This window comes from Mesorhizobium sp. M7A.F.Ca.ET.027.03.2.1 (assembly GCF_003999175.1).
Lineage (GTDB): Bacteria > Pseudomonadota > Alphaproteobacteria > Rhizobiales > Rhizobiaceae > Mesorhizobium.
The window spans coordinates 1-1,209 of the sequence record NZ_RZOM01001415.1 but is presented as its reverse complement, the minus strand read 5'-3'; the positions used below and the strand labels follow the sequence as shown (position 1 = coordinate 1,209).

Sequence of the window (1,209 nt, the reverse complement as noted above, 5' to 3'; positions counted from 1 at the left end):
GAATAGACCAGCGGCGGCGTCAACTCGGAAAAGTCGAGATAGGTGCGGTAGACCGCTGCCATCTGAGATCTTTCATAGGAGCGCACCGAGCGCATGAAGGCGGTCGAGCCGAGGGCGTCGAGCGCAATGGTGAAGAAGGCACCGCAGAGCAGGAAGGTGCCGGTAAGCAGCGGCACGGTTTCGCCGACGAAGCCCGCCGCCAAAAGCGCGGCCGACATGGCGAAATAGGCGAATGTCATAGTCCCGCGGCCACCAAAGCGCTTTCCTGCCTTGCCCCAGAAAATCGCCATGAACAACAGCGCATTGCCGGCCGAAACCAGCAGGCCGCCGGCCAGCTTACCCTCACCTGTGATGACCATGAACAGCGGCCCATAGACGAAGAACGTCGTCCAGAAGCAGGAGCGGCCGAAGGCGATCAGCCAAGCCAGCCTGAGCCTGGGCTGCGCCACGAAGCGGCCGATATTGGCGAGCGGATTGACGGGGCGCGTCTTGCCCGGACGGATAGACTGGTTGTCGCCGAGGCGGTAGGTCCAGAACAGCGCCAGCAGGGCAAACGCGAACACCGCGACCGCACCATGCGCGGCATAGATGCCGAAGCGCGTGTAGAGGAAGATGCCGAGCGTCGGCCCACCGGTCCAGGCCAGCATCGACCACGCCATGCGCAGCGATTCGGCCTGCATGAAGTCGGTCTTGCGGATGTGGTCCATGATGTAGAGGTTGAGCGTGATCGACAGCGCGCTGGCGCCCATCAGCCGGCACAGCATGCCGGCCAGTTGCCCGGCGAGCGTGTCGGTGACGAAGAACAGCGAGCCGACGGCCAGCAGGCAGGCGCCTGATGTGTAGACCCAGCGCCGGGCAAAACGGCGGATCAGCATCGGCATGAACAATGTCACCGACAGCCCGAGCATCGCCACGACTGTGTAGAGCATCGACACGATCTGCTCGTTGTGCAGGATCTCGTAGGCCTGGATCGGGATGACGCTCGACACCGTGGCGCGGGCGAAGGATTCGACCGCATAGAGCGACGCGAAGGTGCGCGCGTCCGCGGCCTTGAGAGCCGGCAGCCAGATCGGATGGCGCACATGGGTGGACATCGCTTTCCCCGAAGCAGATTCACCGGGTCAAATCTGATGTGGCGATCCCAGCGCCAATAAGAGGAAACCGACGCGCATCCGGCAAAAGCGAAGCCGGCCAAAGGCTTCCCTGCGC

The 1,209-nt window shown here is 63.5% G+C and carries 1 protein-coding gene; it reads right to left on the bottom strand.

The window, feature by feature from the left end; all coding sequences use genetic code 11:
* A partial coding sequence (locus EN750_RS35170) for an MFS transporter (RefSeq protein WP_145968235.1) occupies positions 1 to 1,094 on the bottom strand: 1,094 nt, incomplete at its 3' end.
* Positions 1,095 to 1,209: the final 115 nt, after the last annotated feature.